Origin of the sequence: Mycobacterium stomatepiae, assembly GCF_010731715.1 — a bacterium.
Classification (GTDB): domain Bacteria; phylum Actinomycetota; class Actinomycetes; order Mycobacteriales; family Mycobacteriaceae; genus Mycobacterium; species Mycobacterium stomatepiae.
The window spans coordinates 4,828,071-4,844,854 of the sequence record NZ_AP022587.1 but is presented as its reverse complement, the minus strand read 5'-3'; the positions used below and the strand labels follow the sequence as shown (position 1 = coordinate 4,844,854).

Annotated in this window: 19 protein-coding genes; 6 read left to right on the top strand and 13 right to left on the bottom strand. The window is 63.1% G+C overall.

From position 1 onward, the window contains the following. Positions 1-28: 28 nt before the first annotated feature. The gene (locus tag G6N54_RS23085) at positions 29-433 is read left to right on the top strand and encodes a hypothetical protein (protein ID WP_163794914.1); all 405 of its coding nucleotides are present in this window, start codon (positions 29-31) and stop codon (positions 431-433) included. Here G6N54_RS23085 and G6N54_RS23080 read toward each other — a convergent pair. After that, on the bottom strand, positions 349-1,050 hold the full coding sequence (locus tag G6N54_RS23080) for a TetR/AcrR family transcriptional regulator (protein ID WP_163792310.1): 702 nt from the start codon (positions 1,048-1,050) through the stop codon (positions 349-351). The two genes, G6N54_RS23085 and G6N54_RS23080, sit on opposite strands and share 85 nt — an antisense overlap. 188 nt (positions 1,051-1,238) lie before the next feature. On the opposite strand from G6N54_RS23080, the gene G6N54_RS23075 reads away from it, so the two are divergent. Then, positions 1,239-2,534 carry a cytochrome P450 gene (locus G6N54_RS23075; protein WP_163792308.1) on the top strand — a complete coding sequence of 432 codons (1,296 nt, stop codon included), beginning with the start codon at positions 1,239-1,241 and terminating at the stop codon, positions 2,532-2,534. A gap of 18 nt (positions 2,535-2,552) precedes the next feature. On the opposite strand, the gene G6N54_RS23070 is transcribed toward G6N54_RS23075, so the two are convergent. From G6N54_RS23070 to G6N54_RS23055, 4 genes are read right to left on the bottom strand one after another with little or no spacing between them, the layout of a single operon-like run. Then, on the bottom strand, positions 2,553-2,834 hold the full coding sequence (locus G6N54_RS23070) for a cytochrome C oxidase subunit IV family protein (protein ID WP_163792305.1): 282 nt from the start codon (positions 2,832-2,834) through the stop codon (positions 2,553-2,555). Positions 2,835-2,837: 3 nt separating this feature from the next. Then, entirely contained in the window at positions 2,838-3,437 is a 600-nt protein-coding gene (locus G6N54_RS23065; protein ID WP_163792303.1) for a cytochrome c oxidase subunit 3, read from the bottom strand. Then, complete coding sequence (locus tag G6N54_RS23060; RefSeq protein ID WP_163792300.1) at positions 3,434-4,249, bottom strand: hypothetical protein; 816 nt, start codon at positions 4,247-4,249, stop codon at positions 3,434-3,436. The genes G6N54_RS23065 and G6N54_RS23060 overlap by 4 nt, the downstream gene beginning before the upstream one ends. Continuing rightward, the gene (locus G6N54_RS23055; protein ID WP_232073816.1) at positions 4,246-5,022 is read right to left on the bottom strand and encodes a hypothetical protein; all 777 of its coding nucleotides are present in this window, start codon (positions 5,020-5,022) and stop codon (positions 4,246-4,248) included. Before G6N54_RS23055 ends, G6N54_RS23060 begins: the two co-directional genes overlap by 4 nt. Before the next feature lie 105 nt (positions 5,023-5,127). On the opposite strand from G6N54_RS23055, the gene G6N54_RS23050 reads away from it, so the two are divergent. Continuing rightward, a complete protein-coding gene (locus G6N54_RS23050; protein ID WP_163792297.1) occupies positions 5,128-5,730 on the top strand; it encodes a TetR/AcrR family transcriptional regulator in 603 nt (200 codons plus the stop codon). A gap of 2 nt (positions 5,731-5,732) precedes the next feature. Here G6N54_RS23050 and G6N54_RS23045 read toward each other — a convergent pair whose 3' ends face one another. Together G6N54_RS23045 and G6N54_RS23040 are read right to left on the bottom strand one after the other, a co-directional pair. Beyond that, positions 5,733-6,134 (bottom strand): hypothetical protein, encoded by a 402-nt coding sequence (locus G6N54_RS23045; protein ID WP_232072935.1) that lies wholly within the window; start codon positions 6,132-6,134, stop codon positions 5,733-5,735. Between the two features lie 108 nt (positions 6,135-6,242). Continuing rightward, the gene (locus G6N54_RS23040; protein ID WP_163794911.1) at positions 6,243-6,542 is read right to left on the bottom strand and encodes a hypothetical protein; all 300 of its coding nucleotides are present in this window, start codon (positions 6,540-6,542) and stop codon (positions 6,243-6,245) included. 275 nt (positions 6,543-6,817) lie between these two features. On the opposite strand from G6N54_RS23040, the gene G6N54_RS31730 reads away from it, so the two are divergent. The 3 genes from G6N54_RS31730 (at position 6,818) to G6N54_RS23025 (ending at position 8,891) form a co-directional block, all read left to right on the top strand. After that, the gene (locus tag G6N54_RS31730) at positions 6,818-7,597 is read left to right on the top strand and encodes a hypothetical protein (protein WP_163792295.1); all 780 of its coding nucleotides are present in this window, start codon (positions 6,818-6,820) and stop codon (positions 7,595-7,597) included. Further along, positions 7,594-8,238 carry a hypothetical protein gene (locus tag G6N54_RS23030; RefSeq protein ID WP_163792292.1) on the top strand — a complete coding sequence of 215 codons (645 nt, stop codon included), beginning with the start codon at positions 7,594-7,596 and terminating at the stop codon, positions 8,236-8,238. The genes G6N54_RS31730 and G6N54_RS23030 overlap by 4 nt, the downstream gene beginning before the upstream one ends. A 131-nt stretch (positions 8,239-8,369) precedes the next feature. Beyond that, positions 8,370-8,891, top strand: a complete 522-nt coding sequence (locus tag G6N54_RS23025; RefSeq protein WP_163794910.1) for an Rv2253/PknI dimerization domain-containing protein — start codon at positions 8,370-8,372, stop codon at positions 8,889-8,891. Positions 8,892-8,960: 69 nt separating this feature from the next. Here the strand turns inward: G6N54_RS23025 and G6N54_RS23020 are convergent, their stop codons facing one another. The 6 genes from G6N54_RS23020 to G6N54_RS22995 are packed head-to-tail and all read right to left on the bottom strand — an operon-like array spanning position 8,961 to position 16,723. Next, the gene (locus tag G6N54_RS23020; protein WP_163792289.1) at positions 8,961-10,706 is read right to left on the bottom strand and encodes an MCE family protein; all 1,746 of its coding nucleotides are present in this window, start codon (positions 10,704-10,706) and stop codon (positions 8,961-8,963) included. Beyond that, on the bottom strand, positions 10,707-11,999 hold the full coding sequence (locus tag G6N54_RS23015; RefSeq protein WP_163792286.1) for an MCE family protein: 1,293 nt from the start codon (positions 11,997-11,999) through the stop codon (positions 10,707-10,709). Next, on the bottom strand, positions 11,996-13,411 hold the full coding sequence (locus tag G6N54_RS23010) for an MCE family protein (RefSeq protein WP_163792283.1): 1,416 nt from the start codon (positions 13,409-13,411) through the stop codon (positions 11,996-11,998). The genes G6N54_RS23015 and G6N54_RS23010 overlap by 4 nt, the downstream gene beginning before the upstream one ends. Next, the gene (locus tag G6N54_RS23005) at positions 13,408-14,526 is read right to left on the bottom strand and encodes an MCE family protein (protein WP_163792280.1); all 1,119 of its coding nucleotides are present in this window, start codon (positions 14,524-14,526) and stop codon (positions 13,408-13,410) included. Before G6N54_RS23005 ends, G6N54_RS23010 begins: the two co-directional genes overlap by 4 nt. Then, positions 14,526-15,548 carry an MCE family protein gene (locus G6N54_RS23000; RefSeq protein ID WP_163792276.1) on the bottom strand — a complete coding sequence of 341 codons (1,023 nt, stop codon included), beginning with the start codon at positions 15,546-15,548 and terminating at the stop codon, positions 14,526-14,528. The genes G6N54_RS23005 and G6N54_RS23000 overlap by 1 nt, the downstream gene beginning before the upstream one ends. Continuing rightward, on the bottom strand, positions 15,545-16,723 hold the full coding sequence (locus G6N54_RS22995) for an MCE family protein (RefSeq protein ID WP_163794909.1): 1,179 nt from the start codon (positions 16,721-16,723) through the stop codon (positions 15,545-15,547). Before G6N54_RS22995 ends, G6N54_RS23000 begins: the two co-directional genes overlap by 4 nt. Positions 16,724-16,784 lie beyond the last annotated feature (61 nt).

Sequence of the window (16,784 nt, the reverse complement as noted above, 5' to 3'; positions counted from 1 at the left end):
GAAGAGACTGCTGAGCATCGGGTCTGCGATGGCAGTGGTCGGCCCGTTGGCAGGTGCCGGTGCAATCGTGAGCGCTCCAAGGGCCCACGCCGACCCCGAGCCGGTGATGCATCACGTCAAGTACGCCGTCACCGCGGAGAACTCGATCTACACCGACATTTATTACTTGGACCACCAGCCGGCCAAATTCGCCGATTACAGCCACAACCCGTACTTGTTTACCCCGCACGTCGACGTCGATCTCGGCCCGGGCAAGCCGCCGTGGACCTTCGATCTGGACATGACGGATCCCGACCACTACGCGATGGTCGTGGCGAGCACGGGCACCGAGCCCGGCACGCCAGGGCTTCACTGCGTGTTAGCGGTGGACGGAGTCGTCGTCGTATCCAACGGCGGCCCCAAAGGCGTGCTCTGTTCGCTGCGCAGCTGGTGAACCACCCAGGTCTCCGGCACCCCCGCAAAGGGCTGTGGCTCGCCTTCGAGCCGACGCAGGTGACTTTCGACTAGTTCAACGGTTTCGGCGTGCCCAGCGGAAATGCCGACCGCCTGCTCGAGCACCAGGAATCTCGACAGGCTGGACATGAGCACGGACACCACCACGGGCGGCATCTCTGCACGGGCCACGCCGTAGCGCTCCAGCGCGGCCGTCAGCGCTTGACGCTGTTCTTCGCGGAAACGTTCGGCGTAGTAAGCGATTTCGGCCCGCATCTCCTTGCGGTGATTGGCCAGCGCCATGAATTCCATGGAGATACGGGTGAACGCAGGATCGGTGCCGAATCGCCACACCGCCCACAGCGGCTGCGGCGACTGCATCAACCGGGCGTGCGCCTCGAGCGCTTCCTCACCGCGACGACGGAAGACTTCGAGGAACAGTTCCTCCATCGTGCGGAAGTAGTAATGCACCAGCTGAGGTTTCAGTCCGGCCTTGTTCGCTAGGCGGCGCGACGTCACGGCGGCGTAGCCCTCTTCGATCATCAAGTGTTCGGCCGCGTCGAGTAGCAGGCCGCGGTTCTTGGCGTCCGGCGCCCCGATCCTGCGGGCCGATGTCATGCCGTTGCTCCGTCCTGTCCACGCTCACCTGCCGACCACCCGAATCGTAGCGCGGCGCGGCGTTGTGTCCTTGACCACGACATTACTGCCGTGCTAAGCAGGTGCTCAGCAGATTTCCGAAATCGGGCAGCGCATCCGCATGCCGCCGAGACCCCACCGGTAGACCCAGCCCAGGGAGACACAATCCGATGAGTAGCTACGAGTCGATCGACTTTTTCACCGACCAGTCGCTGGTCCCCGATCCGCACCCGTACTTCGACTACCTGCGCAGCCAGCACCCGGTGTTGCGCCTGCCGCACTATGGGGTCGTCGCGATCACCGGCTACGCCGAAGCCACCGAGGTCTACAAAGACCCGGAAACATTCTCGAACATCGTCGCGCTCGGCGGGCCGTTCCCTCCGCTGCCTTTCACGCCCCAGGGCGGTGACATCAGCGCCCTGATCGACGAGCACCGCAGCTACTTTCCAATGAACGAGCACATGGTCACGATGGACCCCCCGGACCACACCAAGGCCCGCTCGGTGCTGGCCAAGCTGTTGACGCCGAGCCGGTTGAAGCAGAACGAGGAGTTCATGTGGCGCCTAGCAGACCGCCAGCTCGACGAGTTCCTGCACAACGGCGAGTGCGAGTTCATCGCCGAGTACTCCAAGCCGTTCGCCACATTGGTGATCGCCGACCTACTCGGCGTCCCCGAGGAAGATCACAAGGAGTTCCGCACCGTGCTGGGAGCCGACCGGCCCGGCGCCCGGGTGGGGGCGCTTGATCACGAGTCGGTCGGCATCAATCCGCTCGAGTGGCTCGACGACAAATTCTGTTCCTACATCGAGGACCGCCGCAGCAATCCCGGCGAAGACGTGTTGACGTCGCTGGCGACGGCGAAGTATCCAGACGGATCCACCCCCGAGGTCATCGAGGTCGTCCGCTCGGCCACCTTCCTTTTCGCCGCCGGCCAGGAGACCACGGCCAAACTACTTAGCGCCGCTTTGCAAGCCCTGGGCGACCGGCCGGAAATCCAGCAACAGATTCGCGACGACCGGAGCCTCATTCCCGGATTCATCGAGGAATCACTGCGGATGGAGAGCCCGGTCAAGAGCGACTCGCGACTTGTCGTCCGGGACACCACCATCGGTGGCGTCGACATCCCCGCCGGCACCGTGGTGATGATCCTGCCGGGCGCGGCCAACCGCGACCCCCGTCGGTTCGAGAACCCGCACGAGTTCGATGTCCGGCGCAAGAACGTCCGCGAGCACATGGCATTTGCCCGCGGCGTCCACTCGTGTCCGGGCGGGCCGCACGCGCGCGTGGAAGGCAGGGTCTCGATCGAGCGGATCCTGGACCGGATGCCGCACATCGAGATCAACGAAGCCCACCACGGGCCGGCCGCCGAGCGTCGCTACACCTATGAGCCGACCTACATCTTGCGGGGCCTGAGCGAACTGCACCTGTCGTTCACCACCGCAGACGCGGTAGTGCCCGTCGCCTGAACCACCGCGTCGCGCGGACTACCCGAGCCGCAGCCCGACGAAGTAGCAGCTGAGCATCGCGACGGCCATCAGCACCACCCAGGCGTCGGTCAGTCGGCACAGCAGGACCGGCGCGTTGCGCACCTCCATGAACTCGCGAAAAATGATGCGCACCTTGACGAGCGCGATCACGATGACGCTCGACGTCACCACCGCGCTGGACTTCAGCGACCCGTCCACCGAGTGGTCTATCCACAGGTAGCCGAGCGTGAGCAACGCCAGGATCACCCACACCACCAGTAGCCGTTTGTTGAATCTCACGCCTCACCTCACCACGTAGAGCAGTGCGAAGATGAGCACCCACAGGAAGTCGACGGTGTGCCAGTAGGTGGCACACGTTTCGACGATCTCTTGAGATTCCCGTGGTCTTGTTGCCGCACTTTGGAGTTGGTACACGATCACGCCGAGAACGACGAAGCCGATCAGGAGATGAACGAAGTGGATCCCGGTGAGAAAGAAGTAGTAGGTGAAAAAGTCGTTGCTGTCCAACCCGTTTCCGGTGTTGACCAGCCGGACCCACTCGACAACCTTGAAGAAGAGGAACACCGCGGCGAATGCCGCAGTGAGGAACACATCGCGCAGCGCCGCCCGGTATTCGCCGGCTCGCGACGACTGAACACACCGTGCTACCGACCACGAGCTCAGCAACAAGACGAGCGTGTTGAAAACTCCGACGCAAAGGTCCAGGTGCGCCTGCGCGTGTACGAAAAGGTCGTCGTTGCGGGCACGGAAGAACAGATAGAAGCCGAAATACCCGGTGAACACTAATGTTTCGAACAACACGAAGGCCCACATGTCGGGCTGACCCGGAATGAACCGGGCGCGTTCGTGCTTGTCGGTCGGGACGGCCTGCAGATCGGTCATTGCGCCACAGCCTGTTTCCGCGGAAAGTCCGGCAACCGCCCGGTGCCGAAGTCTTCGCGCCGGATCATCCGATACAGCATGACGACGAAGGTGACTTGGTAGACGCCGAAAACGACCATGTCCAGCCACCAGGCAATCTCACCGTCCCAGGCCAGCACACCACGCCGGAAGATCCAGCAGGGGGCGACGACGACCTCGGTCAGCGCGTTGCAGAGGTTGAGATAACCGAACCACTTGGGGAACACCCGATTCTTGTCGAGCAGAATCGCGACCATCCAGATCAGCGAGCCGATCAGGAAGACTCCCATCGTTCCGTCGAAAGACAAGAACGCGAAGTCGTAGAGCCAGCCGATCGCTTCCGGATTGCGTTCGGGCCGTAACGTCCCGACGATCAGCGCGATGTTGAGCAGGATCATGCCGGGAACCGCACTGAGCGAGTAGATGATCAGATACGAGTAACCGAATGCACGGCTGACCGACATGCGCCGCATCGAATACGCGATCAGCGCATTGTTGGTCGCGATCGCGCCGCTGATCGCGAAGATGATGCCGAACCCGAGAGGGATGCCGAGGTGGCGCTCGGAGAACCAGTGCACCTGCGTGGCGAGGTCCCAGGTGGGCTCCGGCGGGGGTTGAACTTGCGCGATGATGAAGAACACCGGGAAGAACAAGTTGTAGAACACGACGAGTACCCACCACGCCAGCCAGAGTTCACGCTTGGGGCCGCGCAGCAGGTGCCAGGCGATCCGTTGCGGCAGTGGGCCGGACGGGGGCGTGGCCGACGAGGTCGGCGGGGTGATCGCCGCACTCATGCGTCGACCAATTCGTCTGGCCGCCCCCGGTTTTCGGCACGCTCCCGATAAATTGCTTGTCCCAACGCAACACCCATCACGACGATCCAGACGGCGATCGCAATGTTCTTCACCCAGAACGACAGGAAGCCGTCCCATGCCAGCGGTCCGGTCAATGACACTCCGACGAAGGCCGCGGGCACCAGCGCGGCAGCGACGAGAAGGTTGAAGTGGGCGACCCAGCGGGGGAACACGGGGCGCGGCTGATCATCGAAATAGATTGCAGCGGCAAGGATCACCCTCTGCCCGATCAGAAACGGAACCAGGATGGTAAAGGTCATCCAGCCGAAATCGTTGAGCAGCTGAGTCAGTTCCGGGCTCCGCTCGGGACGAAAAGCAGCCAGCAGCCAGCAGACGTTGGCGACGAGAAACAACGTGGGACCGCCGGCGACGCAGCCCATCATCGCGTAGGAGAAGATCGGCGTCCGATGCGCCATGCGACGGATCTGCAGCACGATCAAGGCCAGGATCGGCACGAGGCACACGCCGAACCAGTTGAACACGATCATGCTGTACCGGATCTGCGGGACGTGGGCCGGATCGCGGTAGAAGGCGGCGACTTGTTCCGCCGGCATCGAGGGTGACATCGGCGGATTGAAGCCCGGGAACAGCAGGAAGCCGGCGATCCAGAGGATCACCGTGACGGGCAGTGTCCACAGCAGGATGACCTCACCGTCGGTCGTCCGCAGGGTCGCCCGCCGACCTGGTGCATCTCCCCCGCCGATATCGGTGATCGGTGACTCCCTTCAGCACGAAAATCGCGGCGCTACTTTCGGCCCCCACCGAAGTTAGCCGTTCGGCTAGCCACGGGTCAATAGCCGGTCGTCTAGGCTCGTTCCGTGGGAACAGCGCAGCGGCCGGTCAGCGATGAAACGCTGAGAGTTGTTCACTACAGCCCTGCCCGAACGCGGGTACTCGATGCCGCGCTCGACCTGTTCGCGCAGCATGGTGTCAGTGGTACGTCGCTGCAGATGATCGCCGACGCCGTCGGGATCACGAAAGCGGCTGTGTACCACCAATTTCGGACCAAGGATCAGATCGTGATCGCGGTTACCGAGCGCGAGCTCGGACGGCTGCTGCCGGCGCTGGAGGCAGCCGAGGCGCACGGCAACGGACCGCAGGCCCGGGATGCGCTGCTGCAGGGCGTCGTTGAGATGGCGGTCCGCGACCGTCGGTTAGTCCGCACGCTGCAGTTCGATCCCGTGGTGGTTCGGTTACTCGCCGAACACAAGCCATTTCAACGCTTTATGGACCGGTTGTATGACGGGCTGCTGAGCGATGCCGGCCTCGACGGCCGGATCGAGGCGGCCATGTTCTCCGGCGCGATCAGCACCGCCGTCATGCACCCGCTGCTGGCCGACATCGACGACGACACCCTGCTCGAGCGTCTTACCGCCATGATCCGGCGTTTGCTCGGTCTGCATCCAGAAGCCGCGGAGTGAGGCTACGTGTCGGCGCGAACCCAACTCAGGATGCCGTCGTGGGCAAAACAGATGAGGAAGAGGCCGTCGGGCGCCTGCGCGACGTAGTTCTGGTAATTCTGGCAGTTGGCGCCTTCCTCCTTGACTCCCGCCATCGGAGGTGAGCGGAACCAGCGCGGCTGATATCTCCGCGGCGAACCGCAGAACATCAGCCGGCCGGGCTGCGAGGCGAAGGAGACGTAACCATCCGCGACACCGAAGGCGTAGTACGTCGTGTTGTCACACGGCGCCCCGAGGACCTGATGCGCCATGATGCCCGGCGTGCAGTCGGGGTAGTCGCAGACGGTCGGCCCGGCGAAGGATGGCGGCGCCGCCAGCACACCGGCGCCGAGCAACGCGGCAAACAGGGCCACGATTAATCGCACCCGATTACTTTGTCACACCCGAAAAGAAAATTCTCCTGCTTGGAGAAGATGATTGTGGGTCAGTTTGACCTCCCCGCCACGCTTAGCCGGCTTCATGCCTTGCCGGCGTCACCGCCCCATCCCCCGCGGCTGGTTGGCCAGAAAACACTGCACTCGGGTGGCAGCATCGCTGGGCTTGACTCCCATGTCCACTAATCTCTGAATTATTTGGGCAGAGGGAACTCCACCATCGAAATCGTTTGTGATCACATGAACGCTTGGAAACCAATATTCTGCATCTACCCCCGGCGGCGGCGGCTTCGTGTCGCCGCCTACGCAACGAATGTAGCCATCGATGCCAGTGTCAGCGTGAGCAAACGATGCCCCCATCAGCACGACCGGGGCGATGAGCAAGACGGCGACGCCCATGCCGATCGACGCAGTAACTCGGTTGCTTAAATTAAGGATCTGCATCACGATCTTCTCCCGAAACGTCTTGGGGTCATGCCGAATATGCTCGCCTCACGCTACTCGGTTTCAAACCGAGCCACTGCCGATTGCCTGAGCGCTAGTCGTTATTCGCGCGAAACCATCCGACCGCTAGTTCGCCTTTTCACAAGGCGGACATTTCCACATGTAAGAGCCGCGCGGCAGCTGCCCGACAACGGCATTGAAGCCAGGCCCAAGTGATAAGCTGCTTCTCCGTGCACGATCCGGACGGGCCCGACGCCGACGATTGTGGTGACTCGACGGATATAGCCTATGCCACCGAACCGCGGTCGCGCTCAGGGATCGATTCCGGCGATGTGGCTCCCGCGTTGGCTGCATACGCAGAGGACGAAGTTGCCGAGGCTGAAGCGCGCGCTGAGGCGGCCCGGGCACGCGTCGCGCGGCTGCGCCGGGAAGCTGGCGACGTTGACGACGCGGCGAATGGCACGAAGCCGAGCCGGAAACGACGCTGGTTGTCCTGGCGTCCCAAACGTCCGCGGTGGCTGCACCACCCAGGGCGGAAAACAGTAGCTGTTGGCATCGGCATCGTGCTCACCTTCGCTTCCCTCGGCGCGACCGGTTACATGCTGTGGCAGCACCGGATCGCGCTGCACAAACGGCAGCTCACCGCGGAGTTCACCGCGGCCGCCCGGCAAGGGATCACAGCGCTGATGACGATTGACCCCGACCATGCGAAGGACAGCGTCCAGCGGATGATCGATGCCTCGACGGGCGACCAAAAGAACATGCTTTCGGCCCTGTCAGTTCTCATAGTCAAGAAGGCCGAGGACACCAAGGTTGGCAGCAAGGTCAACGTGGAAGCCGTCGCCGTCGAGTCGGTGAGCGACGATTCGGGAGCCGTGCTCGTGGCGGCAAGAACCGATGCCACTGGACCGGATGACGTCAAACCGCCCCCGGCCTTGTTCCGGGCCAGCGTCAACATGGAACGAGACGGCGGTCAGCTCAAGATATCGAAAGTTGAATTCCTGTCATGACTGTCAAGCGTGGTTCGTCGCTCGACAGCGCCGAAACACCAACTGACGGCACGCAGATTCCACCCGCCGACGAGGATCGGTCACAGCCACCGGCCGGTGAGGAATCGGCACGCTGGCGCCGGTTGGCAGCGAATCGGCGCTGGGCCCGTTGGTATTTGGCAAGGTGGCGTTCGATACTCGCGGCAACGGTTGTCGTTGCTTTCGTCGGAGTCGCTACCGGTGTGTACTTGATGCTGTACCGGCCGGACCAGCAGGTCGACGACGCGGCCGCACACCGGGCCATCCAGTTCGCGTCAGACGGTGCCGTCGCGGTGCTGTCCTATTCCTACGACCATCTGGATAGCGATTTCGCGAGAGCGAGACCCTATCTCACCGGCGAGTTCCTCGCGTATTACGACAAATTCACCGCCGACGTCGTCGCGCCGACGGCAAAGCAAGGACATCTCACGGCGAGCGCCAGGGTGATTCGGGCCGCGGTTATGGAATTGCATGCCGATTCGGCCGGCGTGCTGGTTTTCGTCGACCAGACCACGGCAAGCATGGAAAAGAAAGATCCCACGAAGACCCAGAGCGCGGTCCTGGTGAGACTGACCAAGGTCAGTGGTTCTTGGCGGATCGCGAAATTCGATCCGGCGGGATAAGGGTGGCAAAACTTGTCCAACCATTACCTGGTCGGGCAAGGCGGTGTAACGTCATCGGTCGAGAACGCAGCAACCGATGGCGGAATAGTTGCCAGAGGCACTGCCGGATTATGCGCTTCGAGGAGCACCTGATGCGTTCAACTAAATCCCTCATCACCGCAATGCTGATGGCCGCCATTGCATTCGGTGGTTTGGAGACTGCACCCACGGCCCACGCAATAACCAAGGAAGACGTGGAACTCAACGGAACATTCCGCGCCACGTCCATCGGTGACTACGCCCAGAGAAATGATCAGTACTTCGGTGAGCCGACGGTCTACCAAGTCTGGACTATCACCTCGACATGCGTCTCGACCCAGGAATGCCATGGCACGGTGACGAGCGACCAGGGATGGAGCGCGCCTCTCTACATGCTCGATGGGGAGATGTGGAAGGTGAAACACGAAGTGCCGAACTGGGAGCGGTGCGCAGACGGCACCGCGTTCTCCGGAATGCAGGCTTTCTTTTTCTACCCGGTGAACGAGAATGGTGGATATCATCTAGGGTCGCCTGTGTTTTCGGGCAAGGACAAGACGGTCGGCCCGAGCGGCGCCTGCGGGCAAAACAATTGGCTAGATATCACGATGCCGCTGCGCTTAGACCGCCTGTCCTGACCGGCCGGCCATAGCTTCTTAATCCGTTTCCTCGGGCCGTTTCACGGGCGGCGGCGGCTCACCGTGAAATCAGGTGGGAAGCATGTCCTTCCACGTCTTGGGCGCCTTCGAGGCAACGAGATCCGACTGCTGGTACAACTTTCCGTCCGGACCGATATAGCGGCCAGTGCGCGGATCGTACTTCGCCACCACGACCGACGGCGCAGGCTTAGACGCGTTGGCGCCGAACGAACTTGGCGCCGCCTGCGGCTGTGGACCGTCGACCTGATCCATCGGCGCGGGCGCGGGCTCCGGTGCCGGCGCCGCCGCTGGTGCTGGCGGGGGGGCCGGAAGCTCACCCGGTGCGGCGACGTCGAGTGGCGCAAAAGCCGGAATGTCAGCCGACATTGGCGAGATCGCCAGCCGTAGCCCCGACGACGGCACGGGAGGAACAGCGGCCCCAGCCGTGCCCGATGGCGGACTTTCTCCCCGGGGTCCTGCAGGTGTGCCACGCGGCACCGCGCCCGGCGGCAACGGCGTGCCCTCGATCGGACCAAAGATCCTGTCGTTGGACGTAACCCGGTCATCGGGTGGTATGCCCTGAGCTAGCAGGTTCGGATCCAGCGGGTAGGGACCGAGGGTGTGCTGGCGCATCGCCAAAGGCATGTAAGGCTTGTCGCTGTTGCAGATTTCGACGGTGGGCGCGCGCTTGCCCGGGTGGCCCATGCACGGGTAGTTGCGGGCACCTCGAACCGAGAGCGGCGAATCCTGCGGCAGTTTGCAATATAATCCGTCCGGCGTGTCGATGTCGGTCAGGTCGTCCGGGGACCGCCACGTGTTGGGAGGCATGAAACCGACGGTGCAAATGGGCGGATCGTCGACTGTGGCTGCGAAGTCACCGTAAGCCCTACCGTCGGGATGGTTTTCACCCTGAGCCGCCTGCTCGATGGCGACCCCGGACGGCAGCAACACCAGCAGCTGTTCTAGCGAGGGGTGATACGTGACGCCGATCTGCCCAATGGTGGTCAGGTTCGCCAATAACACCGGCAGCGTCGGTTTGATTTGCTGCAGAAGGCTGGACGCTTCGTCCGCCGCGCCGGGGCCATTTTCCAGCAGCGTGCGGAAGTGGGAATCGTTGTTCGCCAACACATCCGAGATGCCGGCGAAGCTGCGCGCCCATGTCCTGATCGAATCGGTGGTTTTCGCCTGAGAATCCAGGAACGGCCCGCTGTCTTCGGTGAGGGCTTTGGTGCGATCGACGATGGCGTTCGAGTCGCGAGCGAGTATCTTCGAGGAATCTATGAGTGATCCCAAGTCGTAACCGGCACCGTTGAATCCCTGGAAGGTCTCGTCGAGCAATTGGCCGAGCTTTTCCTTCGGAATGCTGCCAACCAACGCATTGAGCTGTTCGAGCATCGGGGCGACCGCCTGCGGAATCGTCGTGTCGCGCATGGAGATTACCGAGCCGTCGTGCAGGTAGGGCGCCGAGTCGGTCTTGGGCCGCAAGTCCACGTACTGTTCACCCACCGCGGAGACACTGAGCACCTGCGCCGTCAGGTCCGCGGGCACTTTAGGTGAAGTGCTAAGCGACAGTGTCGCTTTCGCGCCTGTCGGCGTCAGCCCCACCGAGGTGACCTTGCCGAGCTGAACCCCACGGTAGGTCACGTTGGAAAATTGGTACAGACCGCCGGTGGCGGGCAACTCCAGCGTCACCGTCATCCGGCCGATGCCCAGCAGGGTCGGCGCTTGGATGTAGAAGAGAACCATCGCGATCACGCCAATGGTCCCGACGATCATGAAGATCGCCAGCTGGATCCGAACGAAGCGCGTCAGCATCTATCCACCCGCTCCCATCGAAGGTGCCTCTGCTGGCGGTGGCGCTTGACCAAGAACGGCATCAGGCGCCGGAACCGGACCCGGCGCAGGCCCGGGTAGCGGTCCATAGTTCCCCACCCCCGGTGACGGCACGGCACCCGGCGGGGGTGGCGGCAGCGGCAACGCGTTGGGGTCGACCCACGGTGGCCTCAGCGGGTTATGTAGCGGACCGAGGGTGTAGTTCATGCGATACGGGTCGCCGGGCACCGGTGGCACGGGCATGTCCAGCTGTCCCCAATGGGTCCCCAGCAGCAGACCCTTCTTGAGCCGTGGAATCGTCAAGTCGAAGTCGAAGTGCAGGTTGAAATAGTCGCCCCGGACCGCGCGGTCGACGAAGTTCTGGCTGAACGGGAACACGAACGACGCCGCGATGGCCGCGCCGAACTCCGGTCCGACATCGGCAAGCGCCTTGATGGTCGGCTCCAGGTTCTGCAGGTTCTTCACCAGGTCCGCCTGAGCGTCGTTGACCAACCTGTTGGCCGTATTGCTGAACGCGCGAAGATGATCCAGGGCCTCGGTCAGGCGCGGCCGCTCCTTGACCAACACATCGAGTGCCGGCGGAATCTTGTTCAGCGCCTCAGTGATGACGTCACGTTGGTCAGCGAAGGTGCCGGCAAGCCGGTTCAGCGCGTGGATGGCGTCGACGATGTTGTCGCGCTGATCGTCCAAGGTCCCGACGAACGTGTCCAGGCGAGTCAGCAGATCACGCACCGCACCCTCACGCCCGGACAACGAGGCCGAGAAGTTATGGATGACCTCCCCGATCTGACCCAGTCCGCCGCCGTTGACGACCGCGCCCAACGACGACAATGTCTGCTCGGTCGACGGGTAGGCTGTTGAGCGGCTCAGCGGGATGGTGGCGCCCGGCTTCAGCTGTCCGCTACCCGACTCGCCCACCGGAGTATTGAGCTCCACATGCATCGAGCCCAGCAGGCTGGTTTGGCCGACGGTGGCCACCACGTTGGCTGGGACCACCACGTCGGGCTTGACCGAGATCTCGACGTCGGCGTGCCAGCCTTGCACCCGCATCTCACCGACACTGCCGACGACGACGTCGTTGATCATCACCGGCGAATTCGATTCCATCGTGCCAACATTCGGCAGCTCGACGTGGAAGATGTTGGCTCCCGGCCCGCGCCCGACCGCACCGGGCAACGGTAGTGAATTCAGGCCGTGGAATGCACAGGCCGTCGAGGTCAACACCACACAACAACCGACGGTCAGCACCCGCCGAACCGCAGCCCCGGCGATCACTGCTGGGGCCCGTCTGCTGGCAGCAGCAGGCCCGCCGCGGGCGGTGGCGGTGGTGGCATCGGTGTCGACGGTGGGGGCGGCAGCGGCATCGCCGCACCCGGTATCCGCTCTAGTGGCACCGACCCTGGCGGTCCCACCGGATCACCCGGCAGGCCGGTGTAGGCCGACACCGCGGGCGGGATTTCGGGCGGTCCCGGCTTCGGGCCCTCGCCCCCGGGCGCCAGCCGCTGTTCGGTGTAGAGAATCTTGGACGGGTCCATCGACTTGGCGAGAACTGGGTTGAGGGGAAGTGGCGAGTTATTGAAGTTGAGCAGCCGCAATCCGGGACCGAGGAACAGGGCGCACAGCTTGCCCGATTCGACCGCGGTGACGTTCTCGATGGCGCCGATTTGGTCGCAGCCTGGCACGGACACCAGAACCTGACCGCCCCAGGTGGGATTCGCCATATTCATGAGCCCGAACCCTCCCACGATGGTTCCGGTGTCGGCGTTGTAGTCGTTGAAGAAGTTGCCGAACGCGTTCGGTGCTGCGTGCAGGATGTTTTCCAGGTTCATGCGGTGATCGACCAGGTTCTGTGTGACGTCGGCCAGCCTGGAAATCTGCTCGCTGGTCTGGTTGCGAGTCCCGGCGATGAATCGCTGCACCTCGCCGACCGCCGTCGACAGGTCGGCCAGCGCCGCGTCCAGGTCGGATTTGCTGTCATTGACCACGCTGGTGAGCGTCGCCAGGCGGTCGTTGAACTGCACGAGCTGGACATTGCTGTCGCGCAGCGCGCCGATGAAGGTCTGCAGGTTCTTGATGATGTCGACGATGTTGCCGCTGCCGTTGGCGAGGATCCGGCCCACCCCCGACAGTTGCCCGAGTGTCTGCCGCAGCTTGTCGCCGTTGCCGTCGAGAGCGTCGGCGGCACTGTTGATGAAGCGACCCACCGATGTGCCCGATACTCCGCTCTTGGGTCCCAGATCCGTTGCCAGCCGCATCAACTGGGTTTTGACCTCGTCCCATTCGACCGGCACCGCAGTACGTTCGACCGGGATGACGGCCCCGTCGTGCATCACCGGCCCCTTATCCCGATAGGCCGGCGACAGCTGAACGTAACGGGCGGCCACCAAGTTCGGGGCGACGATGATCGCCTTTGCGTCCGCCGGAATGGGTACGTCGCGGTCGACCTCGAGGGTCAACCTAGCCCGGGTGCCCTGCGGCTCAATGGATTTGATGTTGCCGACCTTGACACCGGATACCCGCACCTCGTCATGGGGATAGATGGCGGTGGCGGTGGCGAAGTAGGCGGTAATCGTTCGTGGACCGAAGAACGTGTTGCGGACGACCATTGCGACGCCGGCAACGATGAGCCCGACCAAGACAGCCGCCGTGACGGTTGTCAGCCTGTTGCGGGGGATCCGGGAGATCATTGTGATCCTCCGATCCTGCCACCCATCGTGCAGGTCGGGCACATCGGAATGGAGTTGTACGGCCAGGGGGTCAGCGCCCGAGGTATCGGCGACGGGAAGCCGGGACCGCGGGCCGTGTCGAAGGTGCGGAAGCCCCACAGGTAGTCGAACAATTCCTGGAAGAGTTGTGGGACAAGGAAGTTCGGGACGAACGCCGAGTAGGCATACATGCTGGAGATGGCCTCACCGACGGTGATCTGGAATTTGGCGAGACCCGGCAGCGCTTTGCCAATGTTGTCACGGTTTTTCTGCAGCACCTCGGTCACCCGATTCAGCCTCTCCAGCGTTGGTGCCAACGTTGCTTCGTTGTCGTGCACCAACGCCGTCAACTGCTTGGCCACCGTCGACGTGCTGGCCAGCAGGTCCACGATCTCTTGTCGCCGGGCCACCAGTACTTGCAGCAGAGAGTCGGAGTTCAGGATGAGCTTGTTGACCTGCTGGCTGCGTTCGGAAAGTATCCCGGTGACGTCGCCCGCGCTCTTGAAGAGATCGCCCAGGTTCCTATTACGACTGTTGAGGGTGCGTGACAACCGGGTGAGTGCGTCGAAGGCCGGGCCCATCTGGGGCGCGATCTGGTCGAGTGTCGACGCCAGGGTGTCCAACGACTGATTCAGTGAGGCGGTGTCGGTTCCCGCGGTGTCCGAAGCGAAGTCGCTGACCGCTTCGGTCAGTGAGTACGGCGAGGACGTGCGCGAGACCGGGATCAGACTCATCGGATGCAACGTGCCGCCACCGGAGGACTCCAGGGTCAGCATCCGCTCGCCTAGCAGCGAGCCGGTGCGGATGTGTGCGGTGGTCTCCGACCCGAGCAGGACGTCGCCCTTCGTCGTGAACGTCACCAGCGCATCGCCGTGCCGCAGCGACACGTCCGATACCGTTCCGACCTTCACCCCCGAAACGATCACGGGGTTGCCCGTCGCAATGCCGCCGGCTTCGGTAAACAGCGCCTGGTAGCGGACCATCGTCGCCCAGGCAACGAACCGGTCCGGCGATAGGCCCACCAGGATGATCATCACCGCCAGGGCGACGCCGATGAATCCCGCCTTGACTCGCCCGCCTCCGCGATACTTCAGCATTAGGGCTCCGTGCACCTTCCCGCGTCTGACCTGTAGATATTGGCGCGCACGGTCTTACCCTGAAGATCCGTGCCGCGGATCCCGAACTGGCAGAGGTAATACGGAACGGTGGCGCCGTTCACGCCGAGTCGGACCAGCTTGCGGTAGTTCTTGGGCGCCTTGCCAATTGCGGTGTCGAGGCGGTCCCTGTCATTGTCGAGGATCGGCGCCAGTCGATTCAGCTGAGCGATGGTGCCGGACAACGGCGGTCGCGCGCTGGCCAGCAAATCCGCCAGCGAAGTGGTTCCCCGGTCCAAGGCGTCAATGGCGGACCCGATCGTGTCTCGATCGTTTGCCAGCCCACTGATCAGCTGCTCGAGCCGATCGACGGTGCCATCGAACTGCTTTCCATCCTTGGCAACCGTGCCGACCACGATGTTGAGATTGTCGATCAGTTGTTGCACGGTTTGATCGTTGTCGGCCAAGGCATTTGAAAACGATGTCGTCTTGGAGAACAGCGAGTCGAGAGTCCCGCCCTGGCCCTGGAAGACCTGCAACAGCCCTGAGGTCAGCGCGTTGACATCGTGCGCGTTCAGACCCTGGGTAACCGGTTTGAGTCCGCCCAGCAGCAGGTCGAGGTCAAGCGCCGGCGCGGTCCGGTTGACGGGAATCTGGGCGCCGTCCGCCATGCGCTTGCTTGAACCCGGGCCATCGATGAGCTCGAGATAGCGATCGCCCACCAGGTTGAGGTAGCGGACCGCCGCCCTGGTGCCCTCGGTGAGCACGATGTTGTGGTCGACGTCGAACTTCACCACAACTTTCTTGTCCGGCTGCAGCGAAACGCTGTTGACCGTTCCCACCCGGATCCCGGCGACCCGCACCGACTGCCCCACCTTGAGGCGCGACACGTCGGTGAATACCGCCGAATACTCGTTCGTCGAGCCCGTCCGGTACTGGCCGAAGATGAAGAACAGGAACGAGGTCAGCATCGCCATTACGACCGCGAAGATGCCGAACTTGATCAGCGTTGCGCGCGTACTCATCCCTGTTGTCCGATCTGAGCCGGGTTGCGTGGCGGGCCGGCGATCGGGCCGTACAGCAGCTGCTTGAGCCCGTCGAAGTTGAGCAGCACCTGCGGGTTTCCGTAACCCACCGCGTTGGCGCCGGTATCGGCAATCAACTGCGGCGGGTTCGTGTTGAACGGTATCCGCATACCATCGTGTTCGCTTACCGGCGTCAAACCCACGCAGCGCGGGCCGCCCGTCGCCGCAACCTTCGGCAGGTTAGTCGGATACCGATAACGTTCGGCGCCCAACGTAAGACTCGCCGAGATGTTGATGCTCGGCTCCGACAACGGCGCGCTGTGCGAGATATTGACCATCCCGCCGAGAGCACAGGTGAGCGCCGGGCTGTATTCGTTGGTCAGATTGGTGGTCGGCACCAGCAGGTGCATCACGTCCGTCAACGGTTGGCGGTTCGCCGAGAACACATCGTTGCCGATATCGGCCAAGCCGATCGCGCTGATCAACAATGCATCCAGGTTGTGCTGTTCCTCGACAATCGTCTTGCTGATGCGGGTCGCGTTGGAAGCGGTCCTCAGCAGGTCCGGTGCCGCGTCGGCATACGCGTTGGACACCGCCGGCAGGACCGAAAGGTCATGGCGGAACGCCGGAAGGCTCGGCTCCAGCTTGGCGAGAAACGAATCCAGGTCGCTCAGCGACTGGCCGAGCTGCGGGCCCCGCCCACTGAACGCTTGCGCCAGCGCGCCCAGTGACTCGTTGAGCTTCGGCGGGTCGATGTGCGACAGCACCGACACCAATTGCTGGAACACCGTGTTGATTTCGACCATGACGTGCTGACCCTGCAGAGTCTGGCCGCTGTGCAGCCGCTGCGCGGAGGGTTGGTCAGGGTCGACCAACAGGATGGACTTCGCGCCGAACACCGTCGATGACGCGATGTTGACCAACACATTGCTGGGAATAAAGCGCAACTGCGACGGGTCCATGGCCAGGTGAATAGCCGCCTGGCCATCGGCGAGTGGCTCGATCGAGGCAACCTTGCCCACCTGCACGCCGCGCAACTTGACCTTCGCGTCTGGATTCATGACCAGCCCGGCGCGTTCCGAAATCACGGTTACCGGAACGGATTCGGTGAACGAGCCACGGAAGAGGCCCACCGCAAACGCGAAGATGACGACGACGACGGCCACGGTGGCCAGGCCCGCAAGCGGGCGTACGTAGGACTGAGCACCAAAATGGCGTCCCGGTGACGCGGCAACA